Annotated in this window: 21 protein-coding genes; 11 read left to right on the top strand and 10 right to left on the bottom strand. The window is 72.0% G+C overall.

Going from position 1 to position 22,402, the window contains the following annotated elements:
• The first annotated feature begins 2 nt into the window (after nucleotides 1-2).
• The 3 genes from MXD57_RS08465 to MXD57_RS08455 all read left to right on the top strand — a co-directional run bounded on the left by MXD57_RS08465 (nucleotide 3) and on the right by MXD57_RS08455 (nucleotide 3,572).
• Nucleotides 3-1,802 carry a DEAD/DEAH box helicase gene (locus MXD57_RS08465; RefSeq protein ID WP_250400696.1) on the top strand — a complete coding sequence of 600 codons (1,800 nt, stop codon included), beginning with the start codon at nucleotides 3-5 and terminating at the stop codon, nucleotides 1,800-1,802.
• Nucleotides 1,803-2,085: 283 nt separating this feature from the next.
• Nucleotides 2,086-2,727 carry an IclR family transcriptional regulator gene (locus MXD57_RS08460; RefSeq protein WP_250400695.1) on the top strand — a complete coding sequence of 214 codons (642 nt, stop codon included), beginning with the start codon at nucleotides 2,086-2,088 and terminating at the stop codon, nucleotides 2,725-2,727.
• 53 nt (nucleotides 2,728-2,780) lie between these two features.
• A complete protein-coding gene (locus MXD57_RS08455; protein WP_250400694.1) occupies nucleotides 2,781-3,572 on the top strand; it encodes a S16 family serine protease in 792 nt (263 codons plus the stop codon).
• Between the two features lie 473 nt (nucleotides 3,573-4,045).
• Here the strand turns inward: MXD57_RS08455 and MXD57_RS08450 are convergent, their stop codons facing one another.
• From MXD57_RS08450 to MXD57_RS08430, 5 genes are all read right to left on the bottom strand, one after another.
• Nucleotides 4,046-5,005: a glycine betaine ABC transporter substrate-binding protein gene (locus MXD57_RS08450; protein WP_250400693.1), complete on the bottom strand. Its 960-nt coding sequence runs from the start codon at nucleotides 5,003-5,005 to the stop codon at nucleotides 4,046-4,048.
• A complete protein-coding gene (locus tag MXD57_RS08445; RefSeq protein ID WP_250400692.1) occupies nucleotides 5,002-5,862 on the bottom strand; it encodes an ABC transporter permease in 861 nt (286 codons plus the stop codon). Before MXD57_RS08445 ends, MXD57_RS08450 begins: the two co-directional genes overlap by 4 nt.
• On the bottom strand, nucleotides 5,859-7,100 hold the full coding sequence (locus MXD57_RS08440; protein WP_250400691.1) for a betaine/proline/choline family ABC transporter ATP-binding protein: 1,242 nt from the start codon (nucleotides 7,098-7,100) through the stop codon (nucleotides 5,859-5,861). The genes MXD57_RS08445 and MXD57_RS08440 overlap by 4 nt, the downstream gene beginning before the upstream one ends.
• The gene (locus tag MXD57_RS08435; protein ID WP_250400690.1) at nucleotides 7,093-7,740 is read right to left on the bottom strand and encodes an ABC transporter permease; all 648 of its coding nucleotides are present in this window, start codon (nucleotides 7,738-7,740) and stop codon (nucleotides 7,093-7,095) included. The genes MXD57_RS08440 and MXD57_RS08435 overlap by 8 nt, the downstream gene beginning before the upstream one ends.
• Nucleotides 7,741-7,805: 65 nt before the next feature.
• On the bottom strand, nucleotides 7,806-8,276 hold the full coding sequence (locus tag MXD57_RS08430; protein WP_250400689.1) for an Lrp/AsnC family transcriptional regulator: 471 nt from the start codon (nucleotides 8,274-8,276) through the stop codon (nucleotides 7,806-7,808).
• Between the two features lie 123 nt (nucleotides 8,277-8,399).
• Here MXD57_RS08430 and hppD point away from each other — a divergent pair, with 123 nt between their 5' ends.
• The gene (hppD, locus tag MXD57_RS08425) at nucleotides 8,400-9,545 is read left to right on the top strand and encodes a 4-hydroxyphenylpyruvate dioxygenase (protein ID WP_250400688.1); all 1,146 of its coding nucleotides are present in this window, start codon (nucleotides 8,400-8,402) and stop codon (nucleotides 9,543-9,545) included.
• 9 nt (nucleotides 9,546-9,554) lie between these two features.
• Here the strand turns inward: hppD and MXD57_RS08420 are convergent, their stop codons facing one another.
• Nucleotides 9,555-11,048, bottom strand: a complete 1,494-nt coding sequence (locus MXD57_RS08420) for a tetratricopeptide repeat protein (protein WP_250400687.1) — start codon at nucleotides 11,046-11,048, stop codon at nucleotides 9,555-9,557.
• Nucleotides 11,049-11,140: 92 nt separating this feature from the next.
• Here MXD57_RS08420 and MXD57_RS08415 point away from each other — a divergent pair, with 92 nt between their 5' ends.
• Entirely contained in the window at nucleotides 11,141-12,547 is a 1,407-nt protein-coding gene (locus tag MXD57_RS08415; protein ID WP_250400686.1) for an FAD-binding oxidoreductase, read from the top strand.
• Between the two features lie 10 nt (nucleotides 12,548-12,557).
• Here the strand turns inward: MXD57_RS08415 and MXD57_RS08410 are convergent, their stop codons facing one another.
• Complete coding sequence (locus tag MXD57_RS08410) at nucleotides 12,558-12,971, bottom strand: SsgA family sporulation/cell division regulator (protein WP_250400685.1); 414 nt, start codon at nucleotides 12,969-12,971, stop codon at nucleotides 12,558-12,560.
• A gap of 231 nt (nucleotides 12,972-13,202) precedes the next feature.
• Between MXD57_RS08410 and MXD57_RS08405 the strand changes: the two genes are divergently transcribed.
• On the top strand, nucleotides 13,203-14,705 hold the full coding sequence (locus MXD57_RS08405; RefSeq protein WP_250400684.1) for an RDD family protein: 1,503 nt from the start codon (nucleotides 13,203-13,205) through the stop codon (nucleotides 14,703-14,705).
• A 79-nt stretch (nucleotides 14,706-14,784) separates the two neighbouring features.
• The gene (locus MXD57_RS08400) at nucleotides 14,785-15,549 is read left to right on the top strand and encodes an RDD family protein (protein WP_250400683.1); all 765 of its coding nucleotides are present in this window, start codon (nucleotides 14,785-14,787) and stop codon (nucleotides 15,547-15,549) included.
• Nucleotides 15,550-15,619: 70 nt separating this feature from the next.
• Here MXD57_RS08400 and MXD57_RS08395 read toward each other — a convergent pair whose 3' ends face one another.
• On the bottom strand, nucleotides 15,620-15,856 hold the full coding sequence (locus MXD57_RS08395) for a hypothetical protein (protein WP_250400682.1): 237 nt from the start codon (nucleotides 15,854-15,856) through the stop codon (nucleotides 15,620-15,622).
• 368 nt (nucleotides 15,857-16,224) lie between these two features.
• Here MXD57_RS08395 and MXD57_RS08390 point away from each other — a divergent pair, with 368 nt between their 5' ends.
• Both MXD57_RS08390 and MXD57_RS08385 read left to right on the top strand, forming a co-directional pair.
• Entirely contained in the window at nucleotides 16,225-18,582 is a 2,358-nt protein-coding gene (locus MXD57_RS08390; RefSeq protein ID WP_250400681.1) for an immune inhibitor A domain-containing protein, read from the top strand.
• 121 nt (nucleotides 18,583-18,703) lie between these two features.
• Nucleotides 18,704-19,042 (top strand): hypothetical protein, encoded by a 339-nt coding sequence (locus tag MXD57_RS08385; RefSeq protein ID WP_250400680.1) that lies wholly within the window; start codon nucleotides 18,704-18,706, stop codon nucleotides 19,040-19,042.
• 78 nt (nucleotides 19,043-19,120) lie between these two features.
• Here MXD57_RS08385 and MXD57_RS08380 read toward each other — a convergent pair whose 3' ends face one another.
• On the bottom strand, nucleotides 19,121-19,714 hold the full coding sequence (locus tag MXD57_RS08380; protein ID WP_250400679.1) for an isochorismatase family protein: 594 nt from the start codon (nucleotides 19,712-19,714) through the stop codon (nucleotides 19,121-19,123).
• A gap of 101 nt (nucleotides 19,715-19,815) precedes the next feature.
• A complete protein-coding gene (locus MXD57_RS08375; protein WP_250400678.1) occupies nucleotides 19,816-21,162 on the bottom strand; it encodes a nicotinate phosphoribosyltransferase in 1,347 nt (448 codons plus the stop codon).
• Between the two features lie 138 nt (nucleotides 21,163-21,300).
• Between MXD57_RS08375 and clpS the strand changes: the two genes are divergently transcribed.
• On the top strand, nucleotides 21,301-21,618 hold the full coding sequence (clpS, locus tag MXD57_RS08370; protein ID WP_250400677.1) for an ATP-dependent Clp protease adapter ClpS: 318 nt from the start codon (nucleotides 21,301-21,303) through the stop codon (nucleotides 21,616-21,618).
• Between the two features lie 11 nt (nucleotides 21,619-21,629).
• Complete coding sequence (locus MXD57_RS08365) at nucleotides 21,630-22,229, top strand: DUF2017 domain-containing protein (protein WP_250400676.1); 600 nt, start codon at nucleotides 21,630-21,632, stop codon at nucleotides 22,227-22,229.
• The last annotated feature ends 173 nt before the right edge of the window (nucleotides 22,230-22,402 follow it).

The following is a 22,402-nucleotide window of genomic DNA, read 5'->3' as shown; positions in this document are numbered from 1 at the left end:
CCGTGACTACCACCGCCGCTTCCTCCGCGCACTCGCACCACCTCTCGCCCGCCTTCCCCGGCCGTGCCCCCTGGGGCACCGCCAGCAAGCTGCGTGCCTGGCAGCAGGGGGCGATGGAGAAGTACATCCAGGAGCAGCCGCGTGACTTCCTCGCGGTGGCCACGCCCGGCGCCGGCAAGACGACCTTCGCGCTGACCCTCGCCTCCTGGCTGCTGCACCACCACGTCGTGCAGCAGGTGACCGTCGTCGCGCCGACCGAGCACCTCAAGAAGCAGTGGGCGGAGGCCGCGGCCCGGATAGGCATCAAGCTCGACCCCGAGTACAGCGCCGGCCCGCTCGGCAAGGACTACCACGGCGTCGCGGTCACCTACGCGGGCGTCGGCGTCCGCCCGATGCTGCACCGCAACCGCGTCGAGCAGCGCAAGACACTGGTGATCCTCGACGAGATCCACCACGCCGGTGACTCCAAGTCCTGGGGCGAGGCCTGCCTGGAGGCGTTCGAGCCCGCGACCCGGCGGCTCGCGCTGACCGGTACGCCGTTCCGGTCCGACACCAACCCGATCCCCTTCGTCACGTACGCGGAGGGACAGGACGGGATCCGCCGCTCCGCCGCCGACTACACCTACGGCTACGGCAACGCCCTCGCCGACCACGTCGTCCGGCCCGTCATCTTCCTCTCCTACAGCGGCAACATGCGCTGGCGCACGAAGGCCGGCGACGAGATCGCCGCCCGGCTGGGCGAGCCGATGACCAAGGACGCGGTCAGCCAGGCCTGGCGCACCGCCCTCGATCCGCGCGGGGAGTGGATGCCCAGCGTGCTGCGCGCCGCCGACCAGCGGCTCACCGAGGTCAGGAAGGCCATCCCGGACGCCGGCGCCCTGGTCATCGCCTCCGACCAGGACTCCGCCCGCGCCTACGCCAAACTCATCCGGGAGATCACCGGCACGAAGGCGACCCTCGTGCTCTCCGACGACGCCGGCGCCTCGCAGCGGATCGACGACTTCAGCGGCGGCTCGGACCGCTGGATGGTCGCGGTCCGCATGGTGTCCGAGGGCGTCGACGTGCCCCGGCTCGCGGTCGGGGTGTACGCCACCACCATCTCGACCCCGCTGTTCTTCGCCCAGGCCGTCGGCCGTTTCGTGCGGTCCCGGCGCCGCGGCGAGACCGCGTCCGTGTTCCTGCCGACCGTCCCGGACCTGCTGACCTTCGCCAACGAGATGGAGAAGGAACGCGACCACGCCCTCGACAAGCCCAAGAAGGAGGGCGAGGAGGACCCGTACGCCGAATCCGAGAAGGAGATGGAGGAGGCGAACAAGGAGCAGGACGAGGACACCGGCGAGCAGGAGCAGTTCTCCTTCGAGGCGCTGGAGTCCGAGGCCGTCTTCGACCGGGTCCTCTACGACGGCGCCGAGTTCGGCATGCAGGCCCACCCGGGCAGCGAGGAGGAGCAGGACTACCTCGGCATCCCCGGCCTGCTGGAACCCGACCAGGTGCAGATGCTGCTGCAGAAGCGGCAGGCCCGGCAGATCGCGCACAGCCGCAAGAAACCGGACACCGAGGCCGACCTGCTGGAAGTGCCCGCCGAGCGCCGGCCCGTGGTCAGCCACAAGGAGATGATGGAGCTGCGCAAGCGGCTCAACACCCTGGTCGGCGCCTACGTCCACCAGAGCGGCAAGCCGCACGGTGTCATCCACACCGAGCTGCGCCGGGTGTGCGGGGGGCCGGCCAGCGCCGAGGCGACGGCCGGGCAGCTCCGGCAGCGGATCGCCAAGGTTCAGGAGTGGGCGACTCGCATGCGGTAAAAGCCTGGGGTACGTGCGTATGGGGACGAATACAGGCAGTCCGGATCCGGTCTTGACCGGATTCTGGACGGAGGCTTCCGCTCAGCGAACCGCCTTCGCTACTGTCCGGCTACGCACACGCCCCGTGGCAGCGCCGCCGCGGAGCGCAGCCGTGAAGCGACATGGCCCGGAGCCGCCGGGCGTCCTGCCGATCGGCGGCCTCTGAAGCGCGTCGCCGTCGGGACTCGGTGCCGCATCCGTCGCTCCGGGGTCCGCCGACCTCACCGCCGAAGGAGTGGGCGTCGTGACCGCGGAGACCTCCCAGACGCTCGACCGGGGACTGCGTGTCCTCAAGCTGCTGGCCGACACCGACCACGGGCTGACCGTCACCGAGCTTTCCAACAAACTGGGCGTCAACCGGACCGTGGTGTACCGGTTGCTCGCCACGCTGGAGCAGCACGCGTTGGTGCGGCGTGACCTGGGCGGGCGTGCCAGGGTCGGGCTCGGGGTGCTGCGGCTCGGCCGCCAGGTGCATCCGCTGGTACGGGAGGCGGCGCTGCCCGCGCTGCGGTCGCTCGCCGAGGACATCGGGGCGACGGCGCACCTGACCCTGGTGGACGGGACCGAGGCGCTGGCCGTCGCGGTGGTGGAGCCGACCTGGACGGACTACCACGTGGCCTACCGGGCCGGTTTCCGGCACCCGCTGGACCGGGGGGCCGCGGGCCGGGCGATCCTCTCCGCCCGCCAGTCGCCGCAGGCCGACCCCGGGTACACCCTGACGCACGGGGAGCTGGAGGCCGGCGCCTGCGGGGCCGCGGCACCCCTCGTCGGGGTGACGGGCGTCGAGGGCAGCGTGGGCGTGGTGATGCTGGCGGACTCCGTGCCGGAGCGGGTGGGGCCGCGGGTGATGGACGCGGCCCGGGAGGTCGCGGAGGCGCTGCGCTGAGCTTGCGCTGAGCTGTGGTGGGCCGCCACCGAGGGGTCACGTAGATTGATTGCGTGCTCTCACGTCTCACGCGTTCCCAGGCCGTCGCCGTCTGCACCCTGCCCGTCGTGGCCCTGCTCGCCACGGCGGTCTTCGCGCCGCTGCCGTTCTCGGTGGCGCAGCCCGGGATGACGGCGAACGTGCTCGGCAAGAACCGGAGCACCCAGGTGATCACCGTGTCGGGCGCGCCGGCCCGGAAGACCAGCGGGCAGTTGCGGATGACGACCATCGAGGCGACCGGCCCGGACGCCCGGGTGTCGCTCGCGGACGTGCTCGGCAACTGGTTCCGCACCGACCGGGCCGTGATGCCCCGGGACGCGGTCTACCCGAGCGGGAACAGCGTCAAGGAGATCGAGCGGTACAACGCCAGGCAGATGCGGCAGTCCCAGGACGCGGCGACGCAGGCGGCGCTGAGGTACCTGGACCTGAGCCCCGACAAGGTCAAGGTCCGGTTGAAGCTCGCGGACGTGGGCGGGCCGAGCGCGGGGCTGCTGTTCACCCTGGGGATCGTCGACACGCTGGACGGCGACGGCCGCGGCGGCGACCTCACGGGCGGCCGCACCATCGCCGGAACGGGCACGATCGACGCGGCCGGCAAGGTCGGCGCGGTGGGCGGGGTGGCCCTGAAGACCCAGGCCGCCCGGCGGGACGGGGCCACCGTCTTCCTGGTGCCGAAGGCCGAGTGCGCCGACGCCGAGTCGGAGCTGCCGAAGGGCCTGCGGCTGGTCCCGGTGACCACCCTCGAGGGGGCGGTGGACGCCCTGGTGGCCCTGGAGCAGGGCAAGGGCGCGGTCCCGAGCTGCTGAGGGCTGTCCCGCGATCCCCGGCGGGCGCACGACGGCAACCACGGCACCCCGCCGCGTTGTCGGATCACCCGGGTACGCCCGGCACGAGGACGGCCCCGCGCCTGTCGGCCCACCGCGTCCGACGCCGTGCGCCGATCCACCGGGGGCACGGGACAGCCCTCGGGGTGCGGGAACGGGGTCGGCCCGTCGCGGCGCCCGTCGCGGCGCCCACCGGCGCCGCCCCGCCGCGGCGCCCGCCCCGCGGGGGCGCGCTCCTGTGACGCGGCCCGGGGCCTCACCGGGCCGGCGCCGGGACGGGCTCCGGGGCGGGCTCCGGGGCGGCGGCGAGCCGCAGACCGAGCTCGACCAGCGTCCAGCCGACGCGGGTGCGCGGTTCGACCGGGGGCTTGGCCTCGGCGGCGAGGTGATGCGCGGCGGCGGCCCCGCGCAGACTGGTGGTGTGGTGCTCCGGGGCGGCCGGGCCGGGGGAGCGGCTACTTCACGAACCCCTCCGCCTTCATCCAGTCCAGTGCCACCTGGTGCGGGTCCTGTCCGTCCACGTCGACCCGGGCGTTCAGCGTCTGCGCCACCGAGTTGTCCAGCCTGGCGTTGACCGGTTCGATGACCTTCGCGATGGCGGGCCACTTCTCGAGCACCTTGCTGTTGATCACCGGCGTCGCGTTGTAGTTGGGGAAGAACTTCTTGTCGTCCGCCATCACCACCAGGTTCATCGACTTGATGCGCCCGTCGGTGGTGAACACCTCGCCGTAGGTGCACGCCCCCTTCTCCACCTGGGTGTAGATGATCCCGGTGTCCATCTGCGTGATGTTCTTCGCCGGCACGCTCATGCCGTACGCCTTCTCCATGCCGGGCAGCCCGTCCGCCCGGTTGGCGAACTCGCTCTCCACGCACAGGGTGACGGCTCCCGGGTCCCGCTCGGACAGCTCGGCCACCTCGGACAGCGTCCTCGTGCCGTACTTCTTGAAGTTGGCCTGGTTCATGGCGAGCGCGTAGGTGTTGTCGAGCTTCGACGGCTCCAGCCAGGTCAGCCCGTTCCTCAGGTCCGCGGCTCGCACCGCCTCCCACTGCTTGCGCGGGTCGGGGATCGGCCGGCTGTTGCCCAGGTAGGTGATCCAGCCCGTGCCCGTGTACTCGTACTGCGCGTCCGCGTCACCGCTCTTGACCGCCTCCCGCGACCCGATGGAGCCCTGGATGCCGGTCCGGTCCAGGACGTCCGCGCCGGCGGCCTGGAAGGCGATCCCCATGATCGCGCCGAGGATGAGCTGCTCGGTGAACTCCTTGGAGGTGACGGTGAGATGGGCGCCCTTCAGCGGCTCGCCCGCCCCGATGGAGCCCGGCCGGACGTCGTCGACCATCGGGGAGCCGCTGGTCAGGCCGCAGCCGGCCGGTACGACGAGCAGCGCCGCCAGCGGCAGCGACACCAGGCGCCTCATGTTCCCGCCTCGAGTCCGCGCGGCCGCAGCATGATCTCCGCCAGCAGCGCCAGCCAGTCGACCAGCAGGGCCAGGGAGATGGTGAGGAGGGCGCCGAGCACCAGCACCGGCATGCGCTGGGTGGTGATGCCGGTGGTGATCAGCACGCCCAGGCCGCCGCCCCCGCCGAAGGTCGCCAGGGTCGCCGTACCGACGTTGAGGACCAGCGCCGTACGGACACCGGCGAGGATCAGCGGTACGGCGAGGGGCAGTTCGATGCGGGTGAGGACCCCCAGCGGGGACATGCCGATGCCGCGGGCCGCCTCCAGCAGGGTCGGGTCGTTGGCCTTCAGGCCGGCGATGGTGTTGGCCAGCACGGGGAGCACGGCGTAGACGATGATGCCGATCAGGGCCGCCCTCGTGCCCGTCCCCAGCGCGATCACCAGCAGTGCCAGCAGGCCGATCGCCGGGGTCGCCTGGCCCATGTTGGCGATCGTCATCGCCAGCGGGGTCGCCTTCCGCATGGCCCCGCGGGTGAGCAGGATCCCCAGCGGGATCGCGATGATCAACACGAAGAACGTCGAGATCACCGTCAACTGCACGTGCTGCCACAGCGCCTTGGAGACCTGGCCGCCCGAGAGCGCGTTTCGCGAGATCGTGTCCAGGTCCGCCTGGCGGAACCACAGCCAGGTCGCCAGCAGCAGCAGGACCAGGAACGTGGGCAGGACGGTCAGCTGCTGCCAGCTCAGCCGGCCTGCGTGCGGGCGCCGCCGGGGCGGCGGGGCCTGTTGATCCGCCGTCGGTTCCGCCTCGCCCTCGTCCCGCGGGGGCGGCTCCCCGGCCTCGTGCTCGTCCCCGGGCCGCTGCTCGGTGCTCACGCCTTCGTCTCCCCTCCGTGCCCCTCCTGCTCGAAATGGGTCTGCTGGCTGCGGGCCTCCTCCAGCTCGGCCTGCGCCTCCATGGCCTCCAGCCGGTCGGCCTCCAGCAGTTCGTGCACGGAGTTGATCAGCGTCTCCATGTCCACGACGCCGATGTACGCCCCGCGCCGCCCGGTCACGGCCACCCGTCCGGCGTTGTCGGTGAGCACCGCCTCCAGCGCGTCCCGCAGGGTCGCGTCCCGGGTCACCGTGTCGTGCACCAGCGTGCCCGCGCGGGCCAGCGAGCCCCGGGCGCGCATCAGGTCGCCGCGCCGCAGCCACTTGTAGGGGCGGCCCCGCTTGTCGAGCAGCAGGATCTCGTTGGTGCCGCCGCCGCGCAGCATCCCGAAGATCTGCTGCAGCGGGGTGTCCACGGTCACCGTCGGGTAGTCCCGCATCTCCACGTCCCGGACCCGGGTCAGGTTGAGCCGCTTCAGGGCCGCGCCCGCGCCGACGAACCCGGAGACGAAGTCGTCCGACGGGTTGGTCAGGATGGCCTCCGGGGTGTCGAACTGCGCGATGTGCGAGTGCTCGCGCAGGACGGCGATCCGGTCGCCCAGCTTGATCGCCTCGTCGAAGTCATGGGTGACGAAGACGATCGTCTTGTGCAGCTCGCGCTGGAGCCGGATCAGCTCGTCCTGGAGGTGGTCGCGGGTGATCGGGTCGACCGCGCCGAACGGCTCGTCCATCAGCAGCACCGGGGGATCGGCGGCCAGGGCCCGGGCCACGCCGACGCGCTGCTGCTGGCCGCCGGAGAGCTGGCGCGGATAGCGGTCGCGGAACTCGCCCGGGTCGAGCCCGACGAGGTCCAGCATCTCCTCGACCCGCTCGCGCACCCGGCTCGTGGACCAGCCGACCATCTTCGGCACCAGGGCGATGTTCTGCGCGACCGTCATGTGCGGGAACAGCCCCGAGGACTGGATGGCGTACCCGACCTTGCGGCGCAGCCGCACCGGGTCGATGCGGGTGACGTCCTCGCCGTCGATGCGGATGCGCCCGCCGGTCGGCTCGATCAGCCGGTTGATCATCTTCAGTGTGGTGGACTTGCCGCAACCGGAGGGGCCGACGAAGATCACCGTCTCGCCGGCCCTGATCTCCATGCTGACGTTGTCGACGGCGGGCTGCGGATTGCCCGGGTAGCGCTTGGTCAGGTTCTCCAGCTCGATCGTGGCGCCGTGCGTGGAGGTCGTCTCAGCCACGGATCCCCCTGGGAATGGTCAGCCGGCCGAGCAGCACGTACGCGGCGTCGAACAGCAGGGCGAGGATGACGATGCCGATGGTGCCGGCGAGCACCTGGTTCAGGGCGTTCTTGCTGCCCAGCGAGGCGAGCCCGCGGAAGATCTCATTGCCCAGGCCGGGGCCGGAGGCGTAGGCGGCGATGGCCGCGATGCCCATGAGCATCTGCGTGGCGACCCGGATCCCGGTCAGGATGGGCGGCCAGGCCAGCGGCAGCTCGACGCGCAGCAGCCGCGCCGACCGCGACATGCCGATGCCGCGGGCCGCGTCCACCAGCGCCGGATCGACCCCGCGCAGGCCCACGATGGAGTTCCGCACGATCGGCAGCAGTCCGTACAGGGTCAGCGCGATCACGGTGGGCGCCACCCCGAGGCCCACGATCGGGATGAGCAGGCCGATCATCGCGAGCGAGGGGATGGTCAGGAAGGTCGCCGTGGTCGTGGTGGCCAGGTTGCCCGCCCACTCGGAGTGGTAGGTGGCGATCCCGATCAGCACACCCAGGACGGTCGCCACCACCATGCACTGGAAGACCGCGCTGGCATGCTGATAGCCGTCCGCGAGCAGTTGCTGGTGCCGGCTGCCCAGATACTCCCAGAAGCTCACGCGCCCTCACTCCGGCTCGTCGGAACCTTCCCGGCGTCCGAGCCGCGCGCTCGCCCGCCTCCGGCTCACTCGCCGACGGCGGCCTGCTCCACCAGCGGGATGATCCGCAGCGGAACGGGGTTCTCCATGACGATCGCCGTGGAGGCCCGGACGATGCCATCAAAACCGACGACCCGGTCGATCACCCGCTGGAGATCGGCGTTGGACCGGGCCACGAGCCGGCACAGCATGTCCCCGCTGCCGGTGGTGGTCAGCAGCTCCAGCACCTCCGGCACCGTCGCCAAGTGCGCCCGTACATCGGCCCCTTGGCCCTGCCGGATCTGCAGCGTGGCGAACGCGGTGACCGGGTAGCCGAGCGCCGCCGGGTCCACCTGGGGCCCGAAGCCGCGGATGACTCCATTCGACTGAAGCCGGTCCAGACGCGCCTGCACCGTCCCCCGGGCGACCCCCAGCCGACGGGACATCTCCAGCACCCCGATCCGCGGCTCCCGCGCCAGCAGCACGATGATCCGGCCGTCCAGGCGATCGATCGCCACAGCACCTCCCGGGGATGGTCATCCTGTACAGAAAGTCCGCTGAAGGGGCTCTTCGGCTGAACATATTGACCAGTGATGATGTGAACTATTGCGCACCTTGCAGGCCCGGTCCACCCTTCCGCTATGACGCAGACCACAGACCACACTCCCGACACCGCACGGCAGGCCGACCCCTTCCCGGTCAAGGGAATGGACGCGGTCGTCTTCGCCGTGGGCAACGCCAAGCAGGCCGCGCACTACTACTCCAGCGCCTTCGGCATGAAGCTGGTCGCCTACTCCGGACCGGAGAACGGCAGCCGCGAGACCGCGAGCTACGTGCTGGAGAACGGCTCGGCGCGCTTCGTCCTCACCTCGGTGATCAAGCCGAGCAGCCCGTGGGGCCACTTCATCGCCCAGCACGTGGCCGAGCACGGCGACGGCGTCGTCGACCTGGCCATCGAGGTCCCGGACGCGCGCGCCGCCCACGCCTACGCCGTCGAGCACGGCGCCCGTTCGGTCACCGAGCCCTACGAGGTGAAGGACGAGCACGGCACGGTCGTCCTCGCCGCCATCGCCACCTACGGCGAGACCCGCCACACCCTGGTCGAGCGCACCGGGTACGACGGCCCGTACCTGCCCGGCTACGTGGCGGCCGAGCCGATGGTCGCGCCCCCCGCCCAGCGCACCTTCCAGGCCATCGACCACTGCGTCGGCAACGTCGAACTCGGCCGGATGAACGAGTGGGTCGAGTTCTACAACAAGGTCATGGGCTTCACGAACATGAAGGAGTTCGTGGGCGACGACATCGCCACCGAGTACAGCGCGCTGATGTCGAAGGTCGTCGCGGACGGCACCCTGAAGGTGAAGTTCCCGATCAACGAGCCCGCGATCGCCAAGAAGAAGTCCCAGATCGACGAGTACCTGGAGTTCTACGGCGGCGCCGGTGTCCAGCACATCGCGCTGAACACCAACGACATCGTGCAGACGGTGCGGACGATGCGCGCGGCCGGCGTCCGGTTCCTCGACACCCCGGACTCCTACTACGACACCCTCGGCGAGTGGGTCGGCGACACCCGCGTGCCGGTCGACACCCTGCGCGAACTGAAGATCCTCGCCGACCGCGACGAGGACGGCTACCTGCTGCAGATCTTCACCAAGCCGGTCCAGGACAAGCCGACCGTGTTCTTCGAACTGATCGAGCGGCACGGTTCGATGGGCTTCGGCAAGGGCAACTTCAAGGCCCTGTTCGAGGCGATCGAGCGGGAGCAGGAAAAGCGGGGCAACCTGTAACGGCGTCCCTCAGGACATGTCGTCCGGCGGGGGCTCGTCGGGAATCTCCCCGAGCTCCCGCAGGGCCTCTCGCGCGGCCCCGGCCCCGGTCGGCGAGAAGTACGGGTTGATCCGCAGCGCTTCCTCCAGGTGCCGCCGGGCCGGCCCGTCCAGCCCCAGCTCACGCTCGATCATGCCGCGGTGGAACGCGTACGGGGCACTGAGCACGCCACCGCCCTTCGCCTTGTCCGTCGCGACCGAGGCGTAGGTCAGCGCCTCCGTGTCCTCGCCGGCCCGGTGCAGCGCCCAGCCGAGGGCGTCGGCCACCTCGATCCCGGGCTGGCGCCGCCACTCCTCCCGCAGCCGCTCCACCGCGTCCCGGGCGTCGGCGTGGTCCGCCTCGAACCGCCCGATCAGCAGCTCCTCGTCCACCCCGCCCGCCGCCGAGAGCCGGACCCGCTCGCGCAGCAGGTCGTAACTCTCCTCCGCGTCCTCGTACCGGCCCAGCGACTCGTACAGCTCGCCCAGCTCCAGCGCGTCGCGCGGGTCCGGCTGCCGGGCCAGCGCCGCGCGGTACGCGGCCACCGCCTCGTCCGTGCGGCCCAGCGCCGCCAGCGCCCGCCCCCTGCCCGACAGCGCCGCCCGGTGGCCGGGGGCCAGCCGCAGCGCCGCCTCGAAGTGCCGCAGCGCGTCCTCCCGGTCGCCCCGCTCCCAGGCGAGCCGGCCCACCCCGGTGAGGTACGCGGCCTGCTCGGCGGGGGTGCGGGCGGCCGCCGCCGCGTCCGTGAGCTGGGCCACGGAGTCCTCCCGCCAGCCCCGGTCCCGGTAGACGGCCGAGGCCCGCGCCATCACCGCCGGCCGGTCGGCCGCCGCGGTGCGCAGCCCCAGCAGCTTGTCCAGGGCGTCCCGGGCCGCCTTGTAGTCGCCGAGCCCGGTGTAGGCGTCGATCAGCGGCGGATACGCCGACCAGCGCTTCGGGGTCAGCTTCAGCGCCTGCTCGCCGTACCGTTTCGCCGCCGGGAAGTCCCGCCGAGCGTTCGCCAGCGAGGTCAGCCCGCCGAGCGCCGCCGCGCGCTCCGCCGGCCGGGTGCCGGCCGCCTCCAGCGAGGTCCGCAGCGCCCGGTCCGCCTTCGGGAAGTCCGCCGCGTCGGAGGCGCTCCGACCCCGCTGCACATACGCGGCCCCCAGCACCGCCCAGGCCCGCGCGTCCCGGGGCCGGGCCCGCACCGCGGCCTCCTGCCGCCCGATGAGCGCCGACAGGTCCGGCAACGCGGCCGGGACCCCGGAGGTCACCGCGGCGGCGGTCAGCGCCGGCGACTGCGCCCGCGGTCCCGCGGCGGGCGGTGCCGCACGGTGGTGCGCCGGCTCCGGCGGCAGCAGCATCAGCACCCCGCCCGCCGCGGCCGAGCCCGCCAGCACGGTGACCAGCAGGCGCCGCAGCAGGCGCCGGGTGCGGCGCGGCGGGGGCGGCCCGGCCACCAGGGACGTTCCGGGGGCGGAGCTGCCGTGCGGTCGGATCTCCATACCTTCACTGTGCGGCAGCGCACCGGGCACGTCCGGGTGGCCCAAGGGCGGCACGGACGGGGTTCACACCGATGGCCCCCGAGTGTCACGCTGTGATCGTGAGCCGTATCGAAGCGCCCCGCGACGAAGAGACGAGCAACCTCACCGACCGGCTCCTGGCCGGCCTGCCGCCCGAGGCCGTCCTGACCGATCCCGACGTCACGGCCTCCTACGCCAACGACATGGCGAGCTTCTGCCCGTCCGGCGCCCCGGCCGTGGTGGTGCTGCCGCGCACCGTGGAACAGGTGCAGCACGTCATGCGCACCGCGTCCGGGCTGCGCGTCCCCGTGGTCCCGCAGGGTGCCCGCACGGGCCTGTCCGGCGGCGCCAACGCCACGGACGGCTCCATCGTGCTGTCCCTGACCCGGATGGACCGCATCCTGGAGGTCAGCCCGGTCGACCGGATCGCCGTCGTCGAACCGGGCGTCGTCAACGCGGCGCTCTCCCGCGAGGTGGAGAAGCACGGCCTGTACTACCCGCCGGATCCTTCGAGCTGGGAGACGTGCACCATCGGGGGCAACATCGGCACGGCGTCCGGCGGTCTGTGCTGCGTGAAGTACGGCGTGACGGCCGAGTACGTGCTCGGCCTGGACGTCGTCCTCGCCGACGGCCGGCTGATGTCCACCGGCCGGCGCACCGCCAAGGGCGTGGCGGGCTACGACCTGACCCGTCTCTTCGTGGGCTCCGAGGGGTCCCTCGGCATCGTCGTGCGGGCCGTGCTGGCGCTGAGGCCGAAGCCGCCCCAGCAGCTCGTGCTGGCGGCCGAGTTCGCCTCGTCGGCCGCCGCCTGCGACGCCGTCTGCCGGATCATGGAGGGCGGACACGTGCCGTCCCTCCTCGAACTGATGGACCGTACGACCGTCAAGGCGGTCAACGACCTCGCCCACATGGGCCTGCCGGAGACCACCGAGGCACTGCTGCTGGCCGCCTTCGACACCCCGCACCCCGCCGCCGACCTCGCCGCCGTCGGCGCGCTGTGCGAGGCGGCCGGCGCCACCCAGGTGGTGCCCGCCGACGACGCCGCCGAGTCCGAACTCCTCCTCCAGGCCCGGCGGCTCTCGCTGACCGCGCTGGAGGCGGTCAAGGGCACGACGATGATCGACGACGTGTGCGTGCCCCGCTCGAAGCTGGGCGCGATGCTCGAGGGCGTCGAGCGGATCGGCGCCGAGTACGGCCTCACCATCGGCGTCTGCGCGCACGCCGGCGACGGCAACACCCACCCCACCGTCTGCTTCGACGCCCAGGACGACGACGAGTCCCGGCGGGCCCGTGAGTCCTTCGACGAGATCATGGCGCTCGGCCTGGCGCTCGGCGGCACCATCACCGGTGAGCACGGTGTGGGCGTGCTCAAGAAGGAGTGGCTGGCGCGGGAGATCGGGCCGGTCGGCGTGGAGATGCAGCGCGCGGTGAAGGACGTCTTCGACCCGCTCGGCATCCTCAACCCGGGCAAGCTCTTCTGAGCCGCCGGCCTCACCCGGCGAGCAGCTCGTCGAGCGCGTCGTCGAGGCCGAGCCGCGCGTCCTCGGTGCCCGGCGGCACCGCCCGCAGCGTCCGCTCCAGCCAGGCGGACACCGGCGTGGCCGGCAGCTCCAGCAGGGCGTCGCCGTCCGGCGAACTCAGCGCGACGAGGACGACGCCGCGGCCCTCGGCCTTCGTCGGCCAGACGCGCACGTCCCCGTGCCCGCAGGGCCGGAACACCCCGTCCACCAGCAGGTCCCGGGCGAACGTCCACTCGACGGGGTGCTCGGAGGTGGTGTGGAAGGTGAGGCGCACGGCGTAGGGGTCGCCGGAGCGGTAGCCCAGCCGGGCCGGCACCGGGACGCTCCGTTCGGGCGACAGGACGAGCTGGATCTCCAGCTCCCGTTCCACCACGGTCTGCTGCATGACCTGTGTTTCCTCTCTTCCGGGGCCGCTCTGCGCGGGCCCGCACCGGGGGAGAGGGAGCAGGGGGGCGACCATTACGCGGGTCCGGGGAAGTTTCTCCGGCCGCGTGCGGGAGCCGTGGACGGCGTTGCCCGGAAAGGGGCGGGTACGGCGGGACTGGCGGTGCGGCATGCCCCGGTCTGATAGATGTGGAGCCCCTTACCACCCCCGAGCAGATACGGGACGACGGACATGAGCGCCCCAACCCCGGCCCCCGGTGACGACAGGCCCCGCGAGGGCTACTACCCGGACCCGTCCATCCCCGGTTACGTCCGGTACTGGAACGGCGCCTCCTGGGTGCCGGGCACCAGCAGGCCGGCGCCGCGGGACGGCGTACCGCTCAACCCGCCGCCCGGCTTCCGCCCGGCGGTCCCGGCCGTGGAGGAGACGGGCCCGCACTTCTTCGACGAGGACCCGCAGCCGGGGCCCGCCGCGGAGCGGCCCGACCAGCGGCAGGCGCCCGCCTGGGACGCCGGTCCCGGGGTCCCCGCGGTCGGTCCGTCCCATCCGTCCGGCCACGCCGCCCGTACCGACGGCACGGCGCCGATCCCGCCGGCCGGGGAAGAGCCGGATCCCAGCGGCACGTTCATCTTCCGCCGTCCGGTCCCGGGTCCCGCGGCCGTCCAGGACTCCGGGACCATGACGTTCCGTCAGGTCCCGGGGCAGGGGCAGAACCCGGCCCCGGAGCAGCAGTCCGGCGCGCCCGCGGCCTCCGGCCCGGGTGGTGCCCCCGGTACCTCCGGCACCCCCGGGTTCGGCCCGGCGGCCACCGGTTCCGGCGGTGAGCCACCCGCGGGCTTCGGCGCCCAGGGTCCGACCGTCGCGCCGCAGGCGGGTCCTGGCGGGGCGGGCGGATCCGGTGGCAAGGGCGCGCCGGGACCGGCCGCGGGCCCAGGCTTCGGCGCCGGCAAGGCGGCCGCCGCGCGTGCGGCGGACACCCGGACCCCGCCCGCTCCCCAGGCCTCGACCGCTCCGGCAGCCGCGGCCTCCGCCGGACCGGAGCGGGCCGCACCCCGGCAGGGCGTGCCCCACCAGTCGGCGGCCCGGCAGCCCGGCGACTCCGGCACCCCGCTGACCGCCGGGCCGGGCGGCGGCCAGGCGTCCTGGGCGCAGCAGGTGCACCGGCTGGCCGGGGCAGCGGACGAACAGCCCGTGGCGCCGTGGAAGCCGCCGGTGGAGGACCCGTTCCAGGCGGTGGCCCGCCGGCAGGCCGCGGCCCGCCCGGCCGGCCTGGGCAAGCGGTTCGCCGCCCGTCTGGTCGACAGCCTGGTCGTCGGCGCCGTCACCGCGGCCGCCGCCGTCCCGCTCGGCACCCGGGCGGTCGACCACATCCAGGACAAGATCGACGCGGCCAGGCTGTCCGGCCGCACCGTCACCGTCTGGCTGATCGACGGCACGACCGGCACCGCGCTCGCCGTCGTCCTCGGCGTCCTGCTGGTCTTCGGCGTGCTGTACGAGGCGCTGCCCACCGCCAAGTGGGGCCGCACGCTGGGCAAGAAGCTGTGCGGGATCGAGGTCCGGGACATCGAGGGCCACGAGCCGCCGGGGTTCGGCGCGGCCCTGCGCCGCTGGCTGGTCTACAGCGTTCCCGGCCTGCTCGGCGTCGGCCTGATCGGGGTGCTGTGGTGCCTGTTCGACCGGCCCTGGCGCCAGTGCTGGCACGACAAGGCCGCCCACACCTTCGTGGCCGACTGAGGCGGGCCGGCGGGTCCGCGTGACCCGTACGGCCGCCCGCCGGATGCGGAGCCGGCGCGTTCGCGGTCCACTCGGGCACATGAGCAGCGAACCGCCCCCGGGCTCCGGCGCGGAGCCCCCCGAGGACGACCCGTTCAGGAAGCGGCCCCCGTCGGACCAGGGGGCGGGCTCGCCCTACGGCAGCCCGTACGGCGACCGGCAGCCCCCGCCGCCGGGCGGCGGGCAGCCGCCTCCCGGTGAGGGCGGGCAGCCCCCGCCGCCCGGGGAAGGGCAGCAGCCGCCCCCCTACGGCGGTGGTGACCCCCATGGCGGCGGCCCCTACGGGGGCGGGCCGTACGGTGCCGGCGGACCCTACGGCGGTGGCCCGTACGGCGGTCCCGCCGACCCCCTCGCCGGCATGCCTCCGCTCGCGGACAGCGGCAGGCGCACCCTGGCCCGCATCATCGACATGATCCTCGTGGGCGTCGTCGTCTGGCTGGTCACCTGGCCCCTCGGGGTGCACCAGTACGAGGTGAACGGGAACCGGATGGAGGTCGGCCGGTCCCTGTGGCAGTCCTTCGTCGCCGCCGTCCTCTACGTCGCCTACGACACGATCATGATCGCCAGGTCGGGGCAGACCCTGGGCAAGAAGTGGCTCAAGATGCGGGTGGCCAACCTGAACGACGGTGCCACGCCCTCGACGCAGACCTCGCTGGTCCGCGCCCTGGTGCTGTGGCTGCCGTTCGCCTTCTGCTGCGCCTGTGTCTGGACGGTGATCTGCGGCGGCTGGAGCTACTTCGACAAGCCGTACAAACAGGGCCTGCACGACAAGGCCGCCAAGACGGTGGAGGTCGACACCCGCTGAGGCGCGGTGTGCCGGTGCGCGAGCGGCGGGCCCGTGGATGCCACGGGCCCGCCGCTCGTGTGCGCGCCCTTCAGAGCGTGGTCGGGACCCGCTCGCTCTCCCGCGCCGGCTCCGCGGGCCGCACCGCGGCCCCCGTCCCGGGCAGGGGAACCGTCATCGCGACGAGCAGCCCCAGGGCGAGCGCGGCCAGGGCGATGACGGCGACCGCGAGAACCGAACTCGCCTGCGACAGCAGCAGCATGGCGAGTGTCGACAGGATCACGGTGCACGAACCGTAGGCGAGCTGTGCGGGCGTCGGACGAGGCATGGCAATCGTGTCCTCGGAACATCTCGGGGGATTCGGGGTGCCGTTCGACTCTCTGCGCGGTGCATGCCCGAGCGGCGCGCCCGGTAAGCATGCCCTAACCCACGGTACCGGTGCACAGGGGGCGCACGGAGTCATGGGGTCCGGGAAGTGGCCGGTCGCACGCGCCGTCGGGTGGCACCTTCCGGCGTTCGTAAAGCGAACCCCGTCTCCGCATAGTGCACTTGTCCTGCTCAAGTCAAGGTCTGTTTTTTCTTCTAAACCTCTAGTCAAATGACGTCACTTGATACACGCGTTGAACGTGCGCGCACGGAATCCTCCATCCAATGGGAACCCCCTGTCCGTGTGCGCGGCGCGGGGGAGGAACTCAAGTGACCAGCAGAACCTGGACGTTCAGAGCCGCCGCGATAGGCGTGGCGCTCGCGACGGCCTCCGCCACGTACGCGACCTTCGCGGTCGCCGAGGCGAGCACCCAGGCCCCGTCGGCAGCCGCGAACCGGCACGACCCGGCCCCGGTGCACCAGAAGGCCCACGACCTCGACGGCCCGCTGAGCAAGACGCAGCGCGCCCAGCGTCAGGAGGCCCTGAACCAGCTCATAGCGGGCAAGACGAAGGCCAAGAACCGCAACGGCTCGAAGGTCGTCCAGCTCAAGAGCAGGAAGGGCGACAGCAAGTACGTCGAGCTGAGCCGGGAGAAGACCGACAAGATCTTCACCATCCTGGTCGAGTTCGGCGACCAGACGGACCCCAAGTACGGGGGCACCGCCGGCCCGCTGCACAACACGATCGCCAAGCCGAACCGCAAGAAGGACAACTCGACGGCCTGGCAGCAGGACTACAACCAGAAGCACTTCCAGGACCTCTACTTCGGCACCGGCTCGAAGAAGCAGTCGCTGAAGAAGTACTACGAGAAGCAGTCCTCGGGCCGCTACTCGGTCGACGGCGAGGTCTCGGACTGGGTCAAGGTCCCCTACAACGAGGCCCGTTACGGCAACAACGCCTGCGGTCAGACGAACTGCTCCAGCGTGTGGAACGTCGTCCGCGACGGCCTCAACGCCTGGGTCGCCGACCAGAAGAAGGCCGGCAAGTCCGACGCCGCCATCAAGGCGGACCTGGCCAAGTACGACCAGTGGGACCGGTACGACTACGACGGCGACGGCAACTTCAACGAGCCCGACGGCTACGTCGACCACTTCCAGCTCGTGCACGCCGGTGAGGACGAGTCCGCGGGCGGCGGCGCCCAGGGCACGGACGCCATCTGGGCGCACCGCTGGTACGCCTTCGGCACCGACGCCGGCGCGACCGGCCCGAGCGACAACAAGCTCGGTGGCACGCAGGTCGGCGACACCGGCATCTGGGTCGGCGACTACACCATCCAGCCGGAGAACGGCGGCCTCGGTGTCTTCGCCCACGAGTACGGCCACGACCTCGGTCTGCCGGACGAGTACGACACCGCCGGCGGTGACAACTCCACCGGCTTCTGGACGCTGATGTCCTCCGGTTCCTGGCTGGGCACCGGCAAGGAGTCCATCGGCGACATGCCCGGCGACATGAACGCCTGGGACAAGATGCAGCTCGGCTGGCTGAACTACGACACCGCCAAGGCGGGCGTCAAGTCCTGGCACAAGCTGGGTGTCGCCGAGTACAACACCAAGTACCGCCAGGCGCTGGTCGTCTCGCTGCCGGACAAGGCCGTGAAGACCGAGATCGTCACCCCGGCCGAGGGCGCCACCCAGTGGTGGAGCGGCAGCGGCGACGACCTCAAGAACACGCTGACCCGCTCCGTGGACCTCACGGGCAAGTCGTCGGCCACCCTCTCGCTCGACGGCTGGTACGACATCGAGTCCGAGTACGACTACCTCTACACCGAGGTGTCGACCGACGGTGGCGCCAACTGGACCGCCGTCGACGGCACGGTGGACGGCCAGGCCATCCCGCGTGACGCCTCCGGCAAGCCGGCCCTGACCGGCACGGTCGACAGCTACAAGAAGCTGTCGTACCCGCTGGACGCCTACGCCGGCCAGAAGGTGCAGCTTCGCTTCCGCTACCAGACCGACGGCGGCGTGGCCCTGAAGGGCTTCACGGCCGACGAGATCACGGTGACGGCCGACGGCACGCCGCTGTTCTCCGACAACGCCGAGTCCGCGGACGCCGCTTGGACCGCCAAGGGCTTCTCCCGCGTCGGCGAGTCCTTCACCAAGGACTACAAGCAGTACTACCTCGCCGAGAACCGTCAGTACGTGTCGTACGACAAGACCCTCAAGGTCGGCCCGTACAACTTCGGCTTCTCGTCGCGCCCGGACTGGGTGGAGCACTACCCGTACCAGAACGGCCTGCTGATCTGGAAGTGGGACACCTCCCAGGCGGACAACAACACCAACAGCGCCAACGGCCACCCGGGCACCGGTCTGATCCTGCCCGTGGACGCGCACTACAAGGCGCTCAAGTGGGCCGACGGCACCCTGGTGCGCAACCGGATCCAGGCCTTCGACTCGACCTTCGGCCTGGGCGCCACGGACGCCTTCACGCTGCACAAGGCCGACAAGGCGCTCAAGATCAAGTCGCACAAGGGCGTGCGGGTCTTCAACGACCACACCAGCACCTACTACGACGCGTCCAACCCGACCGGTGGCGTCAAGATCACTGACACCAACACCAAGGTCAAGATCGTCAAGCAGGGCCACGGCGGCACGACGCTCGAGCTGGAAGTCGGCCCCGCGGTGAAGTAGCGGATATTTCCGCAGGTCAGAAGCGTATCGGCGGTGACCCCCTGGCGGGTCGCCGCCGATCGTGTTTAGGTGCGTCCTGTGGCTCGCTTATTGACACCGACCGAAACGGGGATGTGACCGCATGGCCGCAGGAGGCTTCAGCAAACTGCCGAACGGCACGGTGGTGGTGGCACTCAACCTGCCCAGCCCCAGTCCGGCAGGCGGCTCCACCGGGGTACGCGTCCTGGTGCACGCCCAGAACCGGGCACGAGCCCTGACCAGGCTCCGCAACCTGGGTCTGCGCGCCATCTACCTGCGGGGCAACGCCGCCCCGCCGACCCCGGACGAGATCACCGCGGTGCTGCACCATCCCGACGGCCTGATATGGCGCACGGCACCGGACGCCGGGGTCGCGGTGACCGAGCTGTGGCATCCCATCCGCGCCCTGCTGCGCGCACCGGCCGTGGCCCGGCGCGGCTGAGCGTCCCGGACGGGCGGCGGCCCGGGGGGCCCGGGGCCGCCCGTTCGGATCAGGCCGGATCCGGGCGGCAGCCGGCCCTCAGCCGCCGACCACCGGCTTGCCGGTGAGCTCCACCCCGGCCTCGCGCAGCTCCTCCAGGGCCCGCTCCGTGGTCTCCGGTGCGACGCCCGCGGTCAGGTCCAGGAGGACCTGCGTGCGGAAACCCTCCCGGAGCGCGTCCAGCGCCGTGGCCCGTACGCAGTGGTCGGTGGCTATGCCGACCACGTCCACCTCGTCGACGTGCCGGGCGCGCAGCCACTCGGCCAGCGGGACCCCGTTCTCGTCGGCGCCCTCGAAGCCGCTGTAGGCCGCCGAGTACGCGCCCTTGTCGAAGACCGCGTCCACCGCGCCGGAGGCGACGGCGGGCGCGAAGTTCGGGTGGAAGCCGACCCCCTCGGTCCCCGCGACGCAGTGCGCGGGCCAGGAGTGGACGAAGTCGGGGTCGTCGGCGAAGTGACCGCCGGGCGCGATGTGGTGGTCGCGGGTGGCCACCACATGGCGGTACCCGGTGCCCCCCGCCTGTCCGATCAGCTCGGTGACGGCGGCGGCCACGTCCGCGCCGCCGGCCACCGCCAGGCTGCCTCCCTCGCAGAAGTCGTTCTGCACGTCTACGACGATCAAGGCGCGGCGCATGGTGGGTGTCCTTCGACTGTCCGGTTGAGTGACTGAGCCTGGAGTCCTAGAGGTCCCTGCGGGAGGGGGTCGGTGGGCGGGGGAGCGGAGGTCGTCCTGCTTTAGTTACCCGAGAGGCCCTGCGCGTACTCCGTCGGGAGGACGGGCTCGCCCCGGGAGAGCTGCGTCGCGGACAGCGGCAGGGCGGCGCGCGCCGCGATGTGCCGGTCGCGGGGCACGTCCAGCGACTCGCGGGCGACGACCTCGCCGCCCTCGACCAGCCGCACCAGGAGCTGCTGTCCGGCCAGCTCCTCGGGTACCGGCCCGGTGCCCACGACCTCGGCCTCCGCGATGCCGTCCCGGTCCAGCCGCCGGGCCGCCCACTTGCGGCCGCCGACGGAGACCTTCCCCCCGCTGGACCTCTTCGCCACCGGCACCAGCGGCGCCGCCGCGTCGGCGGAGGCGGCCCGCGCGACCAGCTTGTAGACCATCGAGCAGGTCGGGTGCCCGGAGCCGGTCACGAGCTGGGTGCCGACGCCGTACGCGTCCACGGGCGCGGCCGCCAGCGAGGCGATGGCGTACTCGTCCAGGTCGGAGGTGACGACGATCTTCGTGTCGGTCGCGCCCAGCTCGTCGAGCTGCTGCCGCACCCGGTGCGCGACCAGCAGCAGGTCCCCGGAGTCGATGCGCACCGCGCCCAGCTCGGGACCGGCCACCTCCACCGCCGTGCGGACGGCCTCGGCGACGTCGTAGGTGTCCACCAGGAGCGTGGTGCCCCGGCCGAGGGACTCCACCTGGGCCTGGAAGGCGTCCCGCTCCCGGTCGTGCAGCAGGGTGAAGGCGTGCGCGGAGGTGCCGACCGTCGGGATGCCGTACCGGAAGCCGGCCGCGAGGTCGGAGGTGGTCGCGAAGCCGCCGACGTACGCGGCCCGGGAGGCGGCCACGGCGGCCAGCTCGTGGGTGCGGCGGGCGCCCATCTCGATCAGCGGCCGGTCGCCGGCGGCGGAGGCCATCCGGGACGCGGCGGCCGCGATCGCCGAGTCGTGGTTGAGGATGGAGAGGATCACGGTCTCCAGCAGCACGCACTCCGCGAAGGAGCCCTCGACCCGCAGGACGGGCGAGCCCGGGAAGTAGACCTCGCCCTCGGGGTAGCCCCACACGTCACCGCTGAAGCGGTAGCCGGCGAGCCACTTCAGGGTCTCCTCGTCGACGATCCCGCGCTCCCGCAGGAAGCCGAGGACGCCCTCGTCGAAGCGGAAGTTCTCGACCGCGTCCAGCACCCGCCCGGTGCCCGCCACGACGCCGTAGCGGCGCCCGTGGGGCAGCCTCCGGGTGAAGACCTCGAAGACGCTGCGCCGCTCGGCCGTGCCGCCCCTGAGGGCGGCCTGCAGCATCGTCAGCTCGTACTGGTCCGTGAAGAGCGCCGTCGAGGGAACGTCCACCGGCAGCCCAAGGTCCGCCACGTCCACCACTACCTCCGTCAGCTCGTGGCTGCCCGGCTCCCCCGGGCCCGGCCGGGGGTCCGGGGACCGGCCCCGGTGTGTGCAGCATGACGGGGATGCTACCCCCATTTCGTCAGTGTGACGAATAGTGCCGCGCGTGGCAGCATGGGCGGTGTGACGTCACCCGCGCCCGTAGAGATCGAACGCACCGAGTCGGCGGAGGAGGTCTTCGCCGTACCCGAGCCCGACGTCCCCTGGGTCACGATCGTGCACAACGACCCGGTCAACCTCATGAGCTACGTGACCTACGTCTTCCAGTCCTATTTCGGCTACCCGAAGGACAAGGCGACCAAGCTCATGCTCGACGTCCACCACAAGGGCCGGGCGGTCGTCTCCAGCGGTACCCGCGAGGAGATGGAGCGCGACGTGCAGGCGATGCACGGTTACGGACTGTGGGCCACCCTCCAGCAGGACCGGAAGTAGCGATCCCCTCCATGCCCGGAACCTTCGAACCGATTCCCGGTGGCGGCGCGGCCGTCGCCCTCGACGACGTCGAGATCTCCATCATCCGGTCGCTGGCCGTGCAGCTCCTGGAGCTCATCGGCCCCGGCCCCGCCGAGGACGCCGACCCGCTGGCCGAGCTGTTCGCCGACGGGCCGAGCGAGCCGCCCGCCGACCCGGTCCTCAGGAGGCTCTTCCCCGACGCCTACACCGACCCCGAACGGACGCCCGCCTCGCCGGCCGAGGCGGAGGAGCGGCAGGCGCACTCCGCCGAGTTCCGCCGCTACACCGAGAACGACCTGCGTGCGGGCAAGCGGGAGAACGCGCTCGCGGTGATCCGCACCCTGGACGCGCTGAACGCCTCCGACGCGGGCGCGGCGGTTCTCAAGCTGTCCCCGGAGGAGTCCCGCTGGTGGCTCGGCGCCCTCAACGACCTCCGGCTGGCGATCGGCGCCCGGCTGGAGGTCTCCGACGAGGGTGACACCGAGCTGCTCTACCGGCTGCCGGACGAGGACCCGCGCAAGCCGATGGTGATGGCCTACCTGTGGCTGGGCGGGCTCCAGGAAACGCTTGTGGCGACCTTGATGCCCTGATCGTCCCTCTTTCGTGTTCGCTCAGAGGACACTCAAATCCGGATAACGATCATGTCACCACTGAGGTCCTTTTTGCCTCATTCGGGCGCTCTTTGTCCGCTTCTCCCTGTGTGATGCGTCACAACCGCCTCCGGTGCTCGATATTGCGGCCGTGATAGATCTTCACGACCGCC

This window comes from Streptomyces cellostaticus, from assembly GCF_023630175.1.
Taxonomy (GTDB): Bacteria; Actinomycetota; Actinomycetes; order Streptomycetales; family Streptomycetaceae; genus Streptomyces; species Streptomyces cellostaticus_A.
Note: the sequence above shows the minus strand (reverse complement) of the source record. Positions and strands in the feature narration are given on the sequence as shown.